This window comes from Enterobacter sp. BNK-14 (assembly GCF_047456095.1).
Lineage (GTDB): Bacteria > Pseudomonadota > Gammaproteobacteria > Enterobacterales > Enterobacteriaceae > Enterobacter > Enterobacter kobei.
Window position 1 is genome coordinate 4,265,255 of record NZ_CP179897.1, and the last position, 18,244, is coordinate 4,283,498.

At 59.0% G+C, this 18,244-nt stretch carries 13 protein-coding genes; 5 read left to right on the plus strand and 8 right to left on the minus strand.

Features of this window, described 5'->3' with window-relative positions; genetic code table 11:
- Positions 1 to 35 precede the first annotated feature (35 nt).
- Together ACMGGM_RS20235 and ACMGGM_RS20240 are read right to left on the minus strand one after the other, a co-directional pair.
- Positions 36 to 2,399: a TIM-barrel domain-containing protein gene (locus ACMGGM_RS20235; RefSeq protein WP_045134219.1), complete on the minus strand. Its 2,364-nt coding sequence runs from the start codon at positions 2,397 to 2,399 to the stop codon at positions 36 to 38.
- Between the two features lie 17 nt (positions 2,400 to 2,416).
- Positions 2,417 to 3,718 (minus strand): MFS transporter, encoded by a 1,302-nt coding sequence (locus ACMGGM_RS20240; protein ID WP_014883122.1) that lies wholly within the window; start codon positions 3,716 to 3,718, stop codon positions 2,417 to 2,419.
- 288 nt (positions 3,719 to 4,006) lie between these two features.
- On the opposite strand from ACMGGM_RS20240, the gene ACMGGM_RS20245 reads away from it, so the two are divergent.
- Positions 4,007 to 5,080, plus strand: coding sequence for a LacI family DNA-binding transcriptional regulator (locus ACMGGM_RS20245; RefSeq protein WP_032637126.1), 1,074 nt, complete (start codon positions 4,007 to 4,009; stop codon positions 5,078 to 5,080).
- On the opposite strand, the gene ACMGGM_RS20250 is transcribed toward ACMGGM_RS20245, so the two are convergent.
- The 4 genes from ACMGGM_RS20250 to ACMGGM_RS20265 all read right to left on the minus strand — a co-directional run bounded on the left by ACMGGM_RS20250 (position 5,077) and on the right by ACMGGM_RS20265 (position 10,802).
- Positions 5,077 to 6,333 (minus strand): DUF1479 domain-containing protein, encoded by a 1,257-nt coding sequence (locus tag ACMGGM_RS20250; RefSeq protein ID WP_250365985.1) that lies wholly within the window; start codon positions 6,331 to 6,333, stop codon positions 5,077 to 5,079. The two genes, ACMGGM_RS20245 and ACMGGM_RS20250, sit on opposite strands and share 4 nt — an antisense overlap.
- 149 nt (positions 6,334 to 6,482) lie before the next feature.
- The gene (locus ACMGGM_RS20255) at positions 6,483 to 7,298 is read right to left on the minus strand and encodes a Cof-type HAD-IIB family hydrolase (RefSeq protein WP_032637121.1); all 816 of its coding nucleotides are present in this window, start codon (positions 7,296 to 7,298) and stop codon (positions 6,483 to 6,485) included.
- Positions 7,299 to 7,465: 167 nt separating this feature from the next.
- Positions 7,466 to 9,898 (minus strand): formate C-acetyltransferase/glycerol dehydratase family glycyl radical enzyme, encoded by a 2,433-nt coding sequence (locus tag ACMGGM_RS20260; protein WP_014883126.1) that lies wholly within the window; start codon positions 9,896 to 9,898, stop codon positions 7,466 to 7,468.
- 4 nt (positions 9,899 to 9,902) lie between these two features.
- Entirely contained in the window at positions 9,903 to 10,802 is a 900-nt protein-coding gene (locus ACMGGM_RS20265) for a glycyl-radical enzyme activating protein (protein WP_045134217.1), read from the minus strand.
- A 127-nt stretch (positions 10,803 to 10,929) separates the two neighbouring features.
- On the opposite strand from ACMGGM_RS20265, the gene fsa reads away from it, so the two are divergent.
- Positions 10,930 to 11,592 carry a fructose-6-phosphate aldolase gene (gene fsa / locus ACMGGM_RS20270; RefSeq protein WP_045134216.1) on the plus strand — a complete coding sequence of 221 codons (663 nt, stop codon included), beginning with the start codon at positions 10,930 to 10,932 and terminating at the stop codon, positions 11,590 to 11,592.
- Between the two features lie 89 nt (positions 11,593 to 11,681).
- Here fsa and moeB read toward each other — a convergent pair whose 3' ends face one another.
- Positions 11,682 to 12,434: a molybdopterin-synthase adenylyltransferase MoeB gene (gene moeB / locus ACMGGM_RS20275; RefSeq protein WP_045134215.1), complete on the minus strand. Its 753-nt coding sequence runs from the start codon at positions 12,432 to 12,434 to the stop codon at positions 11,682 to 11,684.
- Between the two features lies 1 nt (position 12,435).
- Positions 12,436 to 13,668 carry a molybdopterin molybdotransferase MoeA gene (gene moeA / locus ACMGGM_RS20280; RefSeq protein WP_045134214.1) on the minus strand — a complete coding sequence of 411 codons (1,233 nt, stop codon included), beginning with the start codon at positions 13,666 to 13,668 and terminating at the stop codon, positions 12,436 to 12,438.
- A 188-nt stretch (positions 13,669 to 13,856) separates the two neighbouring features.
- Between moeA and iaaA the strand changes: the two genes are divergently transcribed.
- Genes iaaA through gsiB form a run of 3 tightly spaced genes read left to right on the plus strand, consistent with a single transcriptional unit; the run spans position 13,857 to position 18,240 of the window.
- Positions 13,857 to 14,795, plus strand: a complete 939-nt coding sequence (gene iaaA, locus ACMGGM_RS20285) for a beta-aspartyl-peptidase (protein ID WP_023332483.1) — start codon at positions 13,857 to 13,859, stop codon at positions 14,793 to 14,795.
- 11 nt (positions 14,796 to 14,806) lie between these two features.
- Positions 14,807 to 16,678 (plus strand): glutathione ABC transporter ATP-binding protein GsiA, encoded by a 1,872-nt coding sequence (gene gsiA, locus ACMGGM_RS20290; RefSeq protein ID WP_023338180.1) that lies wholly within the window; start codon positions 14,807 to 14,809, stop codon positions 16,676 to 16,678.
- Positions 16,679 to 16,701: 23 nt separating this feature from the next.
- Positions 16,702 to 18,240 carry a glutathione ABC transporter substrate-binding protein GsiB gene (gene gsiB / locus ACMGGM_RS20295; RefSeq protein WP_045134212.1) on the plus strand — a complete coding sequence of 513 codons (1,539 nt, stop codon included), beginning with the start codon at positions 16,702 to 16,704 and terminating at the stop codon, positions 18,238 to 18,240.
- Positions 18,241 to 18,244: the final 4 nt, after the last annotated feature.

Sequence of the window (18,244 nt, forward strand, 5' to 3'; positions counted from 1 at the left end):
GTGGGAGAGGGTCAGGGTGAGGGCATCAGGCCGCACTACACCACCCAATCACACCTTTCTTCACCATTCACCAGCAGCTTACGTTTTTCCCCCGCCGGTAACGACACCTTCAGCGCGTTCCACGCCGGACGATAATCACCGCGTGCACCGATGTTCAGGTTGACGGTTGCCCCGTCGCACACCATTTCCCACGCCACCCACAGCGCATTGCCGTTCTGGTAGCCCCAGGACTCGCCGTCATCTTCAAACAGCAGGCCGGACGTGGTGCCGACGCCTTTCACCGGGAACAGCTTCAGCTCGCGAGTATCGTCTTTTTCGGCGCTCACGTGACGGATGCGCTCGCTGAGCGGCAGACCGGCACCGGCGCGCACCAGCAGCGGCAGTTTCTCCAGCGGCGCGTCGAGGACGATCGCTTGCCCGCCAGCGAACCATTCGTGAGTGTAGAAATCGTACCAGCCGGTTTCGTTATCCGGCAGCCAGACGTGGCGTTTACGCTGCCCGGCCTCGACGACGCTGGCGACAAGGAGGTCGCGGCCCAGCAGGAAGTCATCGCACTCTTCGAAGGTCCGCGCGTCGTGCTCGTGGTCGAGGAAGGTCGGGCGCAGCATCGGTTCGTCGTCGGCGTGCGCCTGCCAGAGCAGGGTGTAGAGATAGGGCAGAAGACGGTAGCGCAGCTCAATCGCACCGCGAATAGCGGGGGTGACGCCCGGGTACATCCACGGCTCGTTGACCGTGTGGTCATCGTTCCACGAGTGAATGGTAAAGCGCGGATGCATCACGCCGTTTTGCACCCAGCGCACGAACAGTTCGGCGTCTGGCTTGTCGCCGGAGAAACCGCCGACGTCGTGGCCGACGTTGAACAGCCCGGAGAGGCTCATGCCCAGCCCCATGCGGATGTTATAGCGCAGGGTATCCCAGTGAGTGCGGTTATCGCCGCTCCAGGTCTGGACGTAGCGCTGCATCCCGGCGCAGCCGGAGCGGGAAATGAGATACGGACGTTTTTCCGGCGCGAAACGCTGCTGCGCTTCCAGCGAGGCGCGCATCATCAGCAGCGGCATCACCGGGCGAATGTGTTTGATGGCAATCTCTTTGCCGAAGCCAAAACAGCGTGCTTCCCCGTCCCATACTTCGTATTCGTTGTTATCGTTCCAGGTCGAGTCGATCCCCATCTCCAGCAGCTGCGTGGTCACGCCGTTCTGCCACCACTGCACCGTTTGCGGGTTGGTGAAATCGAGATGTGATCCTTCGTCATCCCAGAAGCTGGAACGTTCAGGTGCATCAGTTTCTGAGTCGCGAATGAACAGGCCACGTTCCGCCACTTCGTTATAGCGGGGATGATCCTGCAGCAGACAAGGCTTGATGTTGGCAGCCAGCTTTAACCCGGCATCGTGGAACGCCTGGCTCATTACCTTCGGCTGCGGCACTTTGTCATGGTTCCAGTTAAAGACGTAGCGCTTGCCGTTAATGGAGGTATAGCCGGAGGAGAGCTGGAACGAGTCGCATGGAATCGCGTGTTCTTCACACAGGCGGATAAAGTTCATCAGCTGGTTTTGCGCGTCCGGCGCGTCGGTATAGTGCATGGTCGAGCCGCTGTAGCCCAGGCTCCATTTCGGTCCGAACAGCGTTTTCCCGGTCAGGCGCACGAAGGCTTTGGTGACGTCCAGTACGCGCTTGCCGGTAAAGATGTAGTAATCGATATCGCCCGCTTCCGCCTGCCAGCGCCGATAGGCGGTGTGGTAGTTGTCGATCTCGTTGCCCAGATCCAGCCAGCAGCTGCTCAGGTTATCGTAGAACAGGCCGTAACTCACGTCGTCGCGACGGGTAAGGGTGAATGGAATATGCTTGTACAGCGGGTCGGTGCTGGCGGCGTTGTAGCCCATCGCATCCAGGTTGCGCATCTCGTAGCGTTTACCGTTGCGCTGTAGATCGCCTGCTTTCTCGCCCAGCCCGTAGAAACGTTCGTCCTTGCGACGGCTCAGATAGTGCGCCACGCCGTCACCGTGGGCGTTCAGCAGGTACGCACTGGTCGGACGGTCATTGACCAGCGGCTGCCACTCGCCTGCGTCATTGCGGTAGTGCCACTCCAGCCACAGGGGCTGGTGGACGGTCACTCGAAGCTGCTCCGTCGCCACCGTCACGGTATTTTCCTGCCCCGTCAGCGTCCAGGCCGGGCAGGTAAAGCCACTGACATCGTCACGACGGCGACCTTCCCACGGCACGTCTTGCGCCGGGGCGATGCTCCAGGTGCGGTCCAGCGCCAGTTCACCTTTGCGTTTGATCAGCACGCGGAACAGGTTCTCTTCCAGCACATACAGGCACAGGCGGTGCTGGTTATCCACCAGCAGTTCCAGATGGTTTGCCGACTGCGTATCAACGGTCCAGTTTTTCAGGGTTTTCATATGCGATACATCCACTATCAGGCGCGCTTGGCGCGACGTTCAGCAATAAATGCTACCAGGAAGACAGCGCCAATCAGGTCAAAGAAGCCCATGGCAATAAAGAGCGGGTTAAAGCCGATTTTGTCGGCGGTCACACCGATTAACAGCGAGAACAGGAAGCTGGCGATCCACGCCGCCGAGCCGCGCATGCCGTTGACGGTCGCCATCTGGCCCTTATCAAACGACTCCACGACCAGGGCGCTGAGCATGCAGGAGATAATCTGGTGCCCAAAGCCGCCGATGGAGATCAGCACGATGGTGATATACGGATCGCGGGTAATGGCGACAATGCCCAGAGAAATCATCAGAAACGCGCCGGTGACGGAGCTGGCGACGACGGAGTTAACGCGGGAGCAGCCGAACAGGCGGGTGTACAATCGCGTCAGGTAGCCACTTGCCACGCTGCCGAGGTCAGCAGCGAGGAATGGCAGCCAGGCGAACATCGCAATCTGCTTCAGGTCCATGCCGTGTTCTTTGGCGAGATACAGCGGCACCCAGAAGCTCAACACCGCCCAGGCCGGTTCCGCCATAAAGGCCGGGATGGCGATACCGTAGAAACGTTTGTTTTTCGAGACGGTTTTCAGCGCGGTCAGGAACGGCAGTTTGACCGCAGGCGGTTCGTTATCCTGCTTGATAAATGCCAGCTCATCCTTGCTCAGGTTCGGGTGCTGCTCCGGGTTGTGGTAGAACGCCCACCAGAGGATCACCCACAGCAGCGCCAGCACGCCGGTAAACATAAACGCACCCTGCCAGCCAAACGACGCGTGGGCAAAGTAGATAATAGGCGGGGCCAGCATCGCACCGATGGAGAAGCCCACGCCCGCCCAACCGGCGGCAACAGGACGTTCCGATTTCGGGAACCATTCACCGATGGTTTTGGCGTTCGCCGGGGTTGCGGCGGCCTCAGAGGCCCCCATAAAGAAGCGCAGGATAGCCAGGTGCAGCCAGCTTCCGGCCCCCGCGTGGAAGATACACATCAGCGCCCAGATCCCGGCGCAGACCATAAAGCCAATCTTCAGGCCGATGACGTCAATCAGCCAGCCGCACAGGGGCTGGAAAATGGTGTAGGCGATCTGGAATGCGCCGACGATCCAGGAGTATTGCTCGGTGGTGATCCCGAGGCTCTCTTTCAGTTCCGGCGCGAGGATCCCCAATGAGTTTCGGGTGATGTAGTTTACGGTGACGCCCAGTAAAAACAGCACCAGCACGTACCAGCGCAGGTTCTTGATGACGCGACGGGTTTTGCTTGTCGCAACGGTGTTATTGATGTCCTGACTCATTTTACTCTCCACAAGACGGACGCTAAGGGGACGGAGGTTCAGGTGTCACACAGATTGTTATGCCTTTGATTTCTATCCGTTTAGAATGCTTAAGTTGCTATACAACTAGTATGGAAGTTGTGTGACAAGTTCACCTTAAGGGAGAAAATGAGTGGGCAATAGTGGATTTTGTGCAAAGTTTCTCATAACGGGCGAAAACCCTCTGGCATGATGGTCGTTATGCCCGTTATTACCTGACAGATACGCTATGAAAATTTTTTCATTTCGCAAATGGAGCCAGATCACAAAATGGACAAAAGGCTAAAAATCACCGAAATCGCGGCCCGTACGCAACTCTCTATCAGTACCGTTTCCCGCGTGCTGGCGGGCAAAGCGAACACCAGCGAAAAAGCGCGTGCAAAGGTGCTGGCGTGCGCACGGGAGCTGGGGGTGATGGATGGCATGGCGGCGGGGCGTCTGCTGCTTAACAGCCTGGTGGTTTTTGCTCCCCAGCGAGCCTTTGACGAGCGGTCCGACATCTTTTACTACCGCGTGATCCAGAGCATCAGCAAAGGGTTAGCTTCGCACGAGGTTCGGCTACGCTACTGTGCGCTGGAGGAGAACGACAGCGACGCGCAGCTTTTTCTGGCACGCATGAACGAGCCGGATACCCAGGCAGCCATTCTGCTCGGTATTGACGATCCGCATATCCACGATCTGGCGGTGGACGTGGGGAAACCCTGCATGCTGATTAACTGCCGTGACCGCCACATGCGTCTGCCTGCCGTAGCGCCGGACCATCGCGCCATTGGCGAGCGGGCGGCGGAATACCTGTTCGAAATGGGACACCGCGACGTGATGAACGTGCTGTGCCTGCGCCGTTACACCATGGAGCTGCGCCTGGCAGGGATCCGCGACGCGTGGCACGCCCATAACCTGACGTTCAGCGACAAGCGCGATCTGCTGGTGGTGCCGAGCTTTAGCGCACGCGAAACGGAACAGCTGGTTAGCGAGTGGCTTAACCAGCAGAAGGGAAAAGATCTGCCCACCGCGTTTTTGGTCGGCGGCGACTTTATGGCGGCGGGCACCATCAGCGCTTTGCAGAAACAGGGATTGCGGGTACCGCAGGACGTTTCCGTCATGAGCATCGACGGCTTTAATCTGGCGGCGATTCAGGATGTGCCCCTGACGGCAGTGCATGTCCCGCGTGATGAACTGGGAACGGAAGCGGTACATATGCTCCAGCAGCGGCTGATGCGCCCTGACGCCCCGGTGGGAACCTTGCTGCTGAACGGCACGCTGACCGTGCGGGAATCGGTACGGCGGATACGTCAGGGTAAACGACGCACCGCCGTTGAGCGGGAAGGGCTGTACGACAGTTAAACCATACCCAGCGCGCGCTTGCCGTGGATGTTGAGATCGTTCACGGTAAAGCGGTCCTGCCAGCTTTTTTCATAATCTTCACGCGGGAAATCTCCCGGTGACGCACCGGTTTCCAGCGCTTCCTTCACCTTTTTCGCGTAGGCGAGGTTCTTCTCGCACATCGGCGCGGCAGGGATGTACATCACGTTGCCCCAGCCCTGCTGATTTTCCACCGGAGCGACGGAGTGGATCACATCGCAGTGCCACCACACGGAATCCCCTGCGTCCAGCGCCGGTATGCTGGTTAATGCTTCGATGAGCAGCGGGTGCCATTTTTCCGAAATCGGCAGCACGCGGCCCGGCGCGACGCCGCAGAGTTCGTCTTCCGGCACGTCGTCCAGCAGCGGACGCAGCAGAATGTACGCCATCGCTTCCGGGATGGGCACCACGTGCAGCAGTCCCTGGCCGGGGATCATGTCCGACAGCGCCGTCCAGCCCTGGAAAGTACGGAACACCGAACACTTGGTAGTGTTATCCACGGTGTACTCTTCCACTTCGGTGCGGTGCGCGGCGTTCCACGGATCGTACTTATCAATATTGCCGTCAAACATGCGGGCAAACACCTGCTGATAGGCAGGCAGCAGCCAGCGCTCCAGCGCGCCGGAATCGGTGTGCGCGCCCAGCCCTTTAGAGGTGGTGCCCGGTGGGCGGCGGCGAATACGATCCGGATAAATCACGCTGACATCCGGGTCGAACCACTGCTTGCCGTTGCTCTCGAATGTCCATAAACGGTTCAGGAACGACTGCACCTGCGCCATCTCTTCGCTCTGACGCGCCTGCATTTGCGCCTGCGACCAGTAGATCGGGTAAATCTCCGGACGAGAGGCGGTTAAGGTGCCGAAGAAGTTATCGCCCGGCCCTTTATACACCTCGTCAAACTTATTGAGATCGAGATAGTCGAGCATCGACTGATCCCACGCCAGCGCCTGTTCGCGCGGAAAATGACCTTTGATCACCGCGCAGCCCCGACGCTTAACCGCCTCGCGCTGTTCAGCGGTGATTGTGCCGTTTTTCACATCCGCGAACGGGATCGTCGGCCAGACGGGTTGGCCTTTATTCTTGAGGGCGTTGATCTCTGCCACGCGGGTGGCAATGTTGTCGCTGAGCTTGTCGAACACCGCCTGAACATCACCGATCTGGGCGCGTAGCTCGCGCTTCATCTGACGAATTGCCGCTTTGTGGTCCGCTGGCAAAGTTTCACTGGTAAAGGTCATAACTGCCTCACATCTTTCATTCGAAAGTAAAAATATCTACAAGTGATACTTTAAGTTAAAAATAAGTTAATGCAAGTTTAAAAACTTGACGCAAGCCACAGGACGGAAAAAGAGTGAGAGGCCGGAGCGGGGCTCCGGCGGGAGAGAGATTAGGCGTCGAACGGGGAATGGTTATCGAGCACGGCCTGAATGACGTTCAGCGCGCCCTGGTGGTTGTTGTCGTCGGTGCTGTAGCGGGCGATCTGTTTGATGCTTTCTGCCGCGTTGTTCATCGCAAATGAGTATTTCACCAGCTTCAGCATCTCCGCGTCATTGCCGCTGTCGCCAATGGCCACGCACTGCTGCGGGGAGAGCTCCCAGCGCTTCAGCAGGCGGCTGATGCCGTTGGCTTTATGCAGGCCAGGAATGATCAAGTCCACAAACCCAAAGCCGCTGGTGACCGGTTTCATAATGCCGTCGAGAGAAACATGCAGCGCGTCGATCAGGTTCGGGATATCGCTGTCGGGCAGGTTCAGTGAGAACTTGAACAGCACATCGTCAATCTCGTGATAATCGCTGACGCGCGTTAAGCGATGGTAGTGCTTAGACATCAGCGCCACAAATTCGTCCGGGGCTTTATCGCTGACGTAAGCGCTCTCCAGTCCGCAGGCCACGAAGTTCAGCGCGTTATCTTTCAGCAGTTCGCCAATGACGATCTGCGACTCATGGCGAGTCAGTTCGCCGTGGAAAACGTGTTCCCCGTGATCGAACACCAGCGCGCCGTTTTCCGCCACGAAGGAGATTCGATCTTTTAGCTCAGGGAAGAAGGAGATGAGCTGATAATACTGATTGCCGCTGGCGACAACGAATTCAATGCCGCGGGCGTTAAGCTGCTCAAACTGTGCCTGGAAGCGGTCACGATCGTACTGCTTGGCATCATCAAGGAAAGTTCCGTCCATATCGGTGACGATAACTTTTACGGTCATACTGTGCTCCTGGGTCACTGCGTTTTGAAACATTCTAATAACAAGGTGACGGGGAGCACAAATTTAATTTCGAATGAAAGTCAGAAAGCCGGGTGGCGGCTTCGCCTTACCCGGCCTACGGGGGAGACAATGTAGGCCCGGTAAGCGCAGCGCCACCGGGCGTTTTTTTACAGCGTATGCTCGGTACGCGCAATAATATCGTCCTGTGCATCCGGCGACAGGGCGGTGAAGAACGCCGAGTAGCCCGCCACGCGTACCACTAAATCGCGGTACTGGTCAGGGTGTTTCTTCGCTTCCAGCAGCGTTTCGCGCGAGACGATGTTGTACTGAATATGCCAGCCTTTATGCACCTCGAAGAAAGTGCGCAGCAGCACCATCAGCTTCTGGCGATCGCTGTCGTTTTCCAGCGTCGACGGGTTCAGCTTCTGGTTCAGCAGCACGCCGCCCAGAATCGCCTCGGTAGGGAGTTTACCCACGGAGCCGATGACCGCCGTCGGGCCGAGGTGGTCGGTACCGGACGCCGGGCTTGCCCCTTCCGCCAGCGGGGTATGCGCCTTACGTCCGTCCGGAGTCGCCATCGTTGCCGCGCCAAACGGCACGTTTGCGGAAATGGAGGAGGTGCCCGCGTAGTAGTTACCGCCAATCGGACCACGACCATAGCGCGGGTTGTGGTACTGCTTCAGCTCTTCAATGTAGGTCTGGTAAGCACGCGTCAGCAGCATATCCACGCTGTCGTCGTCGTTACCGTACTTCGGCGCGCCGTTGATCAGACGCTGACGCAGCTGCTCGTGGGTCAACCCGTCGAAATCATCCGCCAGCGCCGCCGCCAGCTGCTGTTGACCGATGACGCCCTGTTCAAACACCAGCTTCTTCACCGCCGCCAGACTGTTGCCGAGGTTGGCGATACCCACCTGCAGGCCGGAAACCCAGTCATACTTCGCGCCGCCCTGCTTGATGCTTTTCGCGCGTTCGATGCAGTCGTCCACCAGCGCCGAGCAGAGAATATCGTGCACGTTCTCTTCCAGCATGGTGTCCACCACGTACTCAATTTCGATGGATTTGCGGGTGTAGTAGCGAATCTGCGTATCCCACGCCGCCATCACCTCCTCGAAGTTATCGAAGTTACCGGCAGAGAGCGCTTTTTCCTGCGGCAGGAATACCTTACCGCTGGTGGCGTCGCGGCCGCCTTCCAGCGCGGCGAGCATCACGCGGGCAAAGTTGATAAAGCTCATGCCGGTGCAGCGATAGCCCCACTTGCCGCCCACGGCGGTTTCGATACAGCCGATGGCCGCGTAGTCATAGGCGTCATCACGTTCAACGCCGAGCTTGATAAATTCCGGGATAACGATTTCATCGTTGTTGAACGCCGGCATCCCGAAGCCGCAGCGGATCACCTGTACGCAGGCGTCAAGGAAGTCGTTGCTCATGCCTGCGTGGTAACGCACGCTCAGGTTCGGCTGAGTGGAGCGCAGGCGACCGCAGGATTCCAGAATCGCGTAGGAGAGCGGGTTGACCGCGTCCATTGGCTCACCGTTGACCAGCTTCTGGCCGCCGATGGTGACGTTCTGGTACAGCGGGCTACCGGCAGAGGCCTTAGAGTGCGAGCCGGAGCGGATCTTGTTCACTTCCAGCAGCTTCAGCCAGCAGCTGTGCAGCAGCTCAATCGCGTGTTCGCGGTCGAGACTCTGGTTCAGCTCCACGTCGCGGCGGTAGAACGGATAGAGATACTGGTCCATACGGGCGAACGACACGGAGTGACCGTTAGACTCAATCTGCAGGATCAGCTGAATGAAATAGCACAGCTGCAGCGCCTGCCAGAAGGTTTTTGGCGGCTCGTGGGCAATCACGTCGCAGTTTTCCGCCATCGCCAGCAGCTCGTCGCGGCGGCTTTCGCGGGTTTCCGTGGCCGCCATTTCGCGTGCCAGAGCGGCAAAACGTTTGATGTGCAGGCTCACCGCGTCCAGCACGATATCGATCGCTTTCAGGAACTGGTCGCCGTGCAGATCGTCCAGCACCGTCAGGTTGATACGCGAGCGGCGCTCGGCGACTTTAGCGCGCAGGCCGTCGAGACCTTTCTCCAGCACCAGCGGGAAGTTCACCGCCAGGTGTGCGTCGCCGGAGGTCATGTTGCCTTCGGCTTTGATAATACCGGTTTCCAGCAGGCCTTTTTGCTCGTCGGTGAACATGCCGTAGCAGCGATCCTGCACCGTCTGGCCGCGCCACCACGGGCAGATCGCATGCAGGACGCGCTTGTTCTCTTCGCTCACCGCAAAGCCCGCGCCCGGACGGTCCGCCAGATCGTCGATCTCTTTTTCAATCCAGGAGACGGTGTATTCCGGGAAGATAGGTGCGGCGCGAACTTCGCTTGCCTGGTTACCAATAATCAGCTCGTCGTGTTTGATCCAGATGGTACGCTCAGCCAGATGATGCGCCAGCGCCAGGGCGCGACGCACCGGGATCGGCTTGTCCATGTGCTGCTGGTACATTTCGGTGTAATGCTGCGCGCGCTCGGTACAGACCGGCGGCTTAACGATATGGACCAGCGCGGTTTTGTGCGCCTTGATGCGCTCGCTGAGGGTGTTGAGATTTAACGTTGTCATAGGTTTATCCTCGTAAGGTCGCGGTTAACCCTTTCTGGCAGGCGTACTGCTGCGCGAAGTCCAGCAGGGCAGGGTTATCCAGCGGTTTGTCAGGGGCAGAGTAGGGTTGGCCAAGCAGGATGTATTTGTTCATGCCCAGCGTGTGATACGGCAGAAAATGAATATCATCGACGCCAAGTTCATCGGCGGCGAAGTTGGTAATGGCGGTCACGGACGCTTCATCGGCATTGAAGCCCTGAATCAGCGGTACGCGAATGGTGATTTTTTTCCCGGCAGCGGCAAGGCGCTTCAGGTTATCGAGGATCCGTTTGGCCGAGCCGTCCGTCCACTGTTTGAACACCTCAGGATCGACGTGTTTCAGGTCGGCGAGGAACAGATCGACGTACGGTAATGAAGGCTCGATATAGTGCCACGGCACGTGAAGACAGGTTTCAACGGCGGTGTGGATCCCCTGCTCGTGGCTGGCTTTAAACAGCGCGTGCGCCAGCTCCGGGTTCATAAACGGCTCGCCGCCGGAAAGCGTAATACCGCCGCCGCTGCGGTCGTAAAAGGGCTTATCGCGCAGCACGGTCGCCATGATCTCGCCCACCTGCTGTTCTTCACCGCATACGGTCAGCGCCTGCGTCGGGCAGCAGTCAGTGAGGGCGTTGAGCGTCTCTTCACGCAATTTTTCACGGTGGATGACGAGACCATTCAGCGCGCGTTCGATACAGCCCGGCGCCGCCTGCTGACACAGGTCGCAGCCGTCAAGGCACAGGCGCGCATCAAACAGCACGTCCCGGCTACGGGAACGGCTTTCCGGGTTCTGGCACCAGCGACAGCCCAGCGAGCAGCCTTTCAGGAACACCACGGTACGAATACCGGGGCCATCGTGGGTGGAGTAACGCTGAATATTGAAGATCATGTTTTTACCCTCAGGTTGCATGTGAAGATTAAATGACTTTCGAATGAAAGTTATCTTGATGCAGGTCAACTCCTGAGCAGGTTTTCCTGTGATAGGTTAAGTGCAGGCTAATTTTGAGGGTGACATCATGGAACTTTATCTCGACACATCTGACGTTGCGGCAGTCAAAAAGCTGGCACGTATCTTCCCGCTGGCGGGCGTGACCACCAACCCAAGCATTGTGGCGGCAGGTAAAACGCCGCTGGATGAGCTTCTGCCCGCGCTGCACGACGCGATGGGCGGTAAAGGCCGTCTGTTCGCGCAGGTGATGGCGACGACCGCTGAAGGTATGGTGGAAGACGCGCGAAAGCTGCGCGCGATGATTAACGACCTGGTGGTGAAAGTGCCGGTAACTGCCGAAGGGCTGGCAGCCATCAAGATGCTGAAAGCGGAAGGCATTCCGACGCTGGGTACGGCGGTGTACGGCGCGGCCCAGGGTATGCTCTCCGCGCTGGCAGGAGCAGAGTATGTCGCGCCATACGTGAACCGCGTGGACGCGCATGGCGGGGACGGTATCCAGACCGTGGTTGAGCTGCAACAGCTGCTGACGCTGCACGCCCCGCAATCAAAAGTGCTGGCCGCGAGCTTTAAAACCCCACGTCAGGCGCTGGACTGCCTGCTGGCAGGATGCGAGTCCATCACGCTGCCGCTGGACGTGGCGCAGCAGTTTATTACCTCTCCTGCGGTAGACGCAGCGATTGTGAAGTTTGAGCAGGACTGGCAGGGGGCGTTTGGTCGGACGTCGATTTGACGGGTGCGGCCTGATGCCCTCACCCCAACCCTCTCCCACAGGGAGAGGGAGCAAACACTAAAACGGCAACCTGAAGGTTGCCGTTTGCTTTAACCTCCACAAACCTCACACCCCGGATTACGCATCAGCTTCATCTCGCGGAACTGGCAGGTCATCGCGTCATACATCACGATTTTTCCTGCGGCAGGCGTACCGTAATGCGCCAGCACTTTAATCGCTTCTATTGCCTGCAGCGAGCCAATCACGCCGACGAGCGGCGCCATCACGCCCGCCTCAACGCAGGTTAGCGCATTCTCACCAAACAGACGGCTCAGGCAACGGTAGCAGGGGGCCCCCTCCGCATAGGTGAAGACGCTGATCTGCCCCTCCATGCGGATCGCCGCCCCGGAGACCAGCGGGGTTTTGTGAGCAAAACAGCCTGCATTAAGCTGGTTACGAACGGCAACGTTATCGGTGCAGTCGAGCACCAGATCGTGCTGCGCAATCTGCGCAAATAACGCCTCGTCATCCAGCATCGCGTCAAGCAGGGTGAACTGAACGTTGGGGTTGATGCGCGCCAGGGCAGCCCGGGCGGATTCCACTTTTGGCTCGCCAATGGTCGCGTCGCTGTGCAGCGTCTGGCGCTGCAGGTTAGACACCGATACGGTATCAAAATCCAGCAGCGTCATCCTGCCCACGCCCGCCGCGGCCAGGTATTGCGCGGCGGCGCAGCCGAGCCCGCCGAGGCCAACAACCAGCACGCTGGCCGCCTTGAGTGCTTCCTGTCCCTCGAAATCAAATCCGCGCAGGACAATCTGGCGGTTGTAGCGCATCATCTCCTGGTCGCTCAGTTCCACCGTCATGTCAGCCTCCGAACAGGTGGTTGAAGCGCTCTACCTCAACCCATTCACCCGCTTCCACGTTGCCGCGCTCGCGCTCCAGCACGATAAAGCAGTTGCCCAGGCTGAAGGAGCTGAAAATGTGCGAACCCTGGTGCCCGGTCGTGCTGACTTCCAGCTCACCGTGCGCGTTATGCGCCAGAATGCCGCGCTGGAAATCAAGCCGACCCGGCGATTTTTTCAGGCGCGTCGCGGCGCGCACGCGCAGGCGTTCCGGCAGCGGGCTGGCGGTGTTGCCGGAAAGCTTCGCCAGCAGCGGGATCACCAGCTGGTAAAAGGTGAGTGCCGCTGAGACCGGGTTACCCGGCAGACCGCAGAACCAGCTGTGCGGAAGCTTGCCAAACGCGAACGGTTTGCCCGGTTTGATTGCCAGCTTCCAGAAGGCGATTTCGCCCAGCTCTTCAAGAAGGGTTTTGGTGTAATCCGCTTCTCCCACGGAGACGCCGCCGGAGCTGATGACCACATCGGCGGATTTATCCGCCTCAATAAATGCCGCGCGCAGTTTTTCCGGATCGTCAGGAATGATGCCGAGATTAATCACTTCGCAGCCCAGTTGCTCCAGCATCAGGTGGACTGCCAGCCGGTTGGTGTCGTAAATCTGACCGTCCTGCAGCGGCTGGCCCGGAAGCTGCAGCTCGTCACCGGTGGAGAACACCGCGACGCGCACTTTCCGGATAACGTCAATGTCCGCGATGCCGAGCGAGGCCAGCACCGGGAGCTCCGCCACCGTCAGCTTCTGCCCGGCGGCAAAGACCGTTGCGCCAAGGGTAATGTCCTCGCCGGTACGGCGGATGTTCTGGCCCGCTTTGACGCTGGCGGTAAAACGCACGCCGTCGTCCGTCTGTTCGGTTTCTTCCTGCATCACCACGGCATCGCAGCCTGGCGGAACCGGCGCGCCGGTCATGATGCGCACGCAGGTGCCCACAGGCCATTCACCGCTAAACGGCTGACCGGCAAAGGCTTTACCCGCCACCGGCAGGGCGTTGCCCGTCTGGAGGTCCGCCAGGCGTACCGCATAACCGTCCATCGCGGAATTATCGAACCCCGGTACGTTAAGCGGAGAGACGATATCGCGCGCGGCGATTCGGCCAAAACAGCGCACGAGGGGCAGCGTTTCGACGTCTTGCAGCGGGGAAAGTCGGTCAAGCATCTGCGTGAGTGCCGTCTCAAGCGGCATCAGTCCGGCGGTAAAATCCATGGTGGGCTCCTGAGGAGTAACAACGAAAGCGTCCATTATGGCAGAAAAGTGCGGCTAACTGTATGACCCGATGGGTGTACGCTTTACATCACAGTTGCGTCTTTCTATATTCAAAAATCATCTGAAGTTTCATCGACGATAATGATATTTATAGAAAAAGCCGCGAATCAGGCTAACGGGTGATGTGAATGGTTAATGCGGTAATCGCAATTCATGGTGGCGCAGGGGCAATCACCCGTGCACAGCTCAGTCCTGAGCAGGAAAAGCGTTATATTGACGCGCTGTACGCCATTGTTGAAACAGGTCAAAAAATGCTGGAAGCGGGCGAGAGCGCGCTGGATGTGGTCACCGAGGCGGTGCGTCTGCTGGAGGAGTGTCCGCTCTTTAATGCAGGCATCGGTTCAGTCTTTACCCGGGATGAAACCCACGAGCTGGATGCCTGCGTGATGGACGGCGTCACCCTTAAGGCAGGCGCCGTGGCGGGAGTGAGTCGTCTGCGTAATCCGGTGCTGGCAGCGCGTCTGGTAATGGAAGAGAGCCCGCACGTGCTGCTGACGGGCGCCGGGGCGGAGGCGTTTGCCTTCGGTCACGGAATGGAACCGGTCTCGCCCGATCTGTTTTCCACGGACGCGCGTTTTCAACAGCTGCTGGAAGCCCGTTCGGCGGGCATGACGCAGCTTGACCATACTGCGCCGCTGGATGAAACCACCAAAATGGGCACGGTTGGCGCGGTGGCGCTTGATAAAGCCGGTAACCTCGCGGCGGCGACCTCCACGGGCGGCATGACCAACAAGCTGCCCGGACGCGTCGGCGACAGCCCGTTGCCGGGCGCTGGCTGCTATGCCAACAACGCCACGGCCGCCGTCTCCTGTACGGGCACCGGCGAAGTCTTTATTCGCGCACTCGCGGCCTACGACATCACCGCCCTGATGGACTACGGCGGTTTAAGCCTGAGCGAGGCCTGCGAGCGTGTGGTAATGGAAAAATTGCCTGCTCTGGGCGGCGTTGGCGGCCTAATTGCCGTGGACCGTGAGGGCAACGTGGCCCTGCCGTTTAACAGCGAAGGGATGTATCGCGCCTGGGGTTACGCCGGTGATGAACCGAGCACGGGCATCTATCGTGAATAAGGGGGCCGCGCGTGCCGCACAGTGAAGAGCTGGACAACGGCGAAGTACTGGCTGTCCATCAGCTGAATATTGCGTTTCAGGAAGAGCGGCAGTTCATCCCCGCAGTAGAAAATTTATCGTTCTCGCTCAGACGCGGCGAGACGCTGGCGATTGTTGGCGAATCCGGTTCCGGTAAATCGGTCACCGCGCTGGCGCTGATGCGTCTGCTGGAACAGACGGGCGGGCAAATCAGCAGCGAGAAGATGCTCCTGCGCCGCCGTAATCGTCAGGTCATTGATTTAAACGAGCTGAGCGGCGCGCAGATGCAGGGCGTGCGCGGGGCAGATATTGCGATGATCTTTCAGGAGCCGATGACTTCGCTTAACCCGGTTTTCCCGGTAGGGGAACAGATTGCCGAGTCCATCCGGCTGCATCAGGGGCTAAGCGGCGATGAGGCGCTCAACGAAGCCAGAAGGATGCTGGAGCTGGTGCGCATTCCCGAGGCGCAGGCCATTCTGGGACGTTACCCGCATCAGCTTTCCGGCGGTATGCGCCAGCGGGTGATGATTGCCATGGCGCTCTCCTGCCGTCCGGCGGTACTGATTGCGGATGAACCGACAACGGCGCTGGACGTGACGATTCAGGCGCAGATCCTGCAGCTTATCAAAGTGCTGCAGCAAGAGATGGAGATGGGGGTAATATTTATCACCCACGATATGGGCGTGGTGGCTGACATCGCCGACCGGGTGCTGGTGATGCACAAGGGCAATGCGGTGGAAACCGGCACGGTCGAACAGATTTTTCATGCCCCTGTGCATCCTTATACTAAAGCGCTGCTGGCGGCGGTGCCGCGTCTTGGCGCGATGAACGGCAGCGACCTGCCGCGTCGTTTTCCGCTGATTTCCCTTGAAGCGACAGGGCAGCAGGAGGATGAACGCGAGCAGGATACCGTGGTGCCGGGCAAACCCATTCTTGAAGTGCGCGACCTGGTGACCCGTTTTCCGCTGCGCAGCGGGATTTTCAATCGCCTGAAGCGCGAAGTCCACGCGGTCGAAAACGTCAGTTTCGATTTATGGCCGGGCGAAACGCTGGCGCTGGTGGGGGAGTCCGGCTGCGGGAAATCCACCACCGGACGCGCACTGCTCCGGCTGGTGGAGACGCAGGAAGGGACAATCACCTTTAACGGCGAACGAATCGACACCCTGCCAGACAACAAATTACAGGCGGTACGCCGGGATATTCAGTTTATTTTCCAGGATCCGTATGCCTCCCTCGACCCGCGCCATACGGTGGGATACTCCATTATGGAGCCGCTGCGGGTGCATAATCTGCTCGACGGCGAAGCAGCGCAGCGTCGCGTGGCCTGGCTGCTGGAGCGCGTCGGCCTCAAGCCGGAACATGCCTGGCGTTATCCGCACGAGTTTTCCGGCGGGCAGCGGCAGCGTATCTGCATCGCTCGCGCGCTGGCGCTGAACCCGAAGGTGGTGATTGCGGATGAGTCCGTCTCGGCGCTGGATGTCTCAATCCGGGCGCAAATCATCAACTTATTGCTCGATTTACAGCGGGATATGGGCATCGCTTTCCTGTTTATCTCGCACGATATGGCGGTGGTCGAGCGCATCAGCCATCGCGTGGCGGTGATGTTCATGGGGCAAATCGTGGAGATAGGTCCGCGAAGGGCAGTGTTTGAGAACCCGCAACATCCTTACACTCGCAAGCTTATCGCGGCGGTACCGGTTGCTGACCCCGCGCATCGTCACGGCCAGCGCGTGCTGCTGCAGGATGAAATGCCGAGCAATATTCGCAAACGCGGCGAGGCCGTGGAGCGCGTGACGCTGCGCGAAGTCGGGCCGGGTCATTTCGTCGCTCCCCCGCGTCAGGACAATGCGTTTTCGCGGTTATAACTTACAACAGGCAGGAGAACACAATGGTTACTTTTGTAGCGCGTAGATGGTTGTTAGCCGCGAGCGTGACGGCAGCCCTGGCCGCTGCCCCAGCGTTCGCTGCCAAAGATGTGGTGGTTGCTGTCGGCTCCAACTTCACCACGCTGGATCCGTATGACGCCAACGATACGCTTTCCCAGGCGGTGGCGAAATCGTTCTATCAGGGGCTGTTCGGCCTGGATAACGAGATGAAGCTCAAAAATGTTCTGGCGCAGGGGTATACCGTCTCCGACGACGGTCTGGTCTATACCATCAAGCTTCGTTCCGGCGTGAAGTTCCAGGACGGTACCGATTTCAATGCGGAGGCGGTAAAGGTCAACCTTGACCGTGCCAGCAACCCGGAAAACAGCCTGAAGCGCTATAACCTTTATAAAAACATCGCCAGCACCGAGGCGGTGGATCCGACGACGGTCAAAATCACGCTGAAAGCGCCATTCTCGGCGTTTATCAATATACTGGCGCACCCGGCAACGGCGATGATCTCGCCTGCCGCGTTGAAAAAGTACGGCAAGGAGATTGGCTTCCACCCGGTCGGTACCGGCCCGTACGAGCTGCTCACCTGGAACCAGACCGATTTTGTGAAGGTGAAGAAATTCCCAGGGTACTGGCAGAAAGGGCTGCCGAAGCTGGACACCATCACCTGGCGTCCGGTGGTGGATAACAATACCCGCGCAGCAATGCTGCAAACGGGTGAGGCGCAGTTTGCTTTCCCCATCCCGTATGAGCAGGCCGCCATTCTGCAGAAAAACAGCAAGCTGGAGCTGGTGGCCAGTCCGTCGATCATGCAGCGCTATATCAGCATGAACGTCACGCAGAAGCCGTTTGATAACCCAAAGGTACGTGAAGCCATCAACTATGCGATTAACCGTCAGGCGCTGGTGAAGGTCGCTTTTGCGGGCTATGCCACCCCGGCGACCGGCATGCTGCCTCCGGCCATTGCCTATGCGCAAAGCTATCAGCCGTGGCCGTACGATCCGGCTAAAGCGCGCGAGCTGCTCAAAGAGGCGGGCTTCCCGAACGGTTTCAGCACCACGCTGTGGTCGTCGCATAATCACAGTACCGCCCAGAAGGTGCTGCAGTTCACCCAGCAGCAGCTGGCGCAGGTGGGCATCAAGGTGCAGGTCACCGCGATGGATGCCGGTCAGCGGGCCGCCGAGGTCGAGGGGAAAGGGCAGAAAGAGAGCGGCGTGCGGATGTTCTATACCGGCTGGTCGGCGTCGACCGGTGAAGCCGACTGGGCGCTTGCACCGCTGTTTGCTTCGCAAAACTGGCCGCCAACCCTGTTTAACACCGCGTTTTACAGCAATCCGCAGGTGGACAACGATCTGGCCGATGCCCTGAAAACCACTAAACCGGAAGAGAAAGCGCGCCTCTACAAAGACGCCCAGGACCTTATCTGGAAAGAGTCGCCGTGGGTACCGCTGGTGGTGGAGAAACTGGTTTCAGCCCATAACAGAGCGCTGACCGGGTTCTACATCATGCCGGATACGGGCTTTAGCTTTGACGATGCGGATTTAAAATAACACT